Source organism: Vibrio sp. 10N.222.49.C9 (assembly GCF_041474985.1).
GTDB lineage: Bacteria > Pseudomonadota > Gammaproteobacteria > Enterobacterales > Vibrionaceae > Vibrio > Vibrio crassostreae_C.
In genome coordinates, this window is record NZ_JBFRVD010000932.1 from 1 (window position 1) to 316 (window position 316).

1 protein-coding gene is annotated in these 316 nt (G+C 45.6%); it reads left to right on the forward strand.

Features of this window, described 5'->3' with window-relative positions; genetic code table 11:
- The coding region (locus tag AB4585_RS26280; protein WP_372171698.1) for an HlyD family efflux transporter periplasmic adaptor subunit at window positions 1–316 on the forward strand (316 nt) is incomplete at both ends.

Genomic DNA, 316 nt, shown 5'->3' on the forward strand with positions numbered 1-316 from the left:
AGCAAAGGTCAGCAATACACTAGTGACCTCGCCGGTAAAAGGGTTGATTCAAAGCCTACCTACCACTAAGAAAGGCGGTGTTATTCAACCTGGTGGCACTATTGTTGAGATTGTACCTGTTGAGGGCAAAGCGCGCTTTAAAGCTAAGCTATCCCCAAGAGATATTGGCTTTGTTTCTGTAGGCCAATCAGCACGAGTGAAGGTAGATGCCTTTGATTACTCTCGATTTGGTGCACTTAAGGGAACTGTTATCAACATTTCTCCAACCACCAGTCAAACGGAGCGTGGTGAGATTTACTATGACGTGACCGTAGAT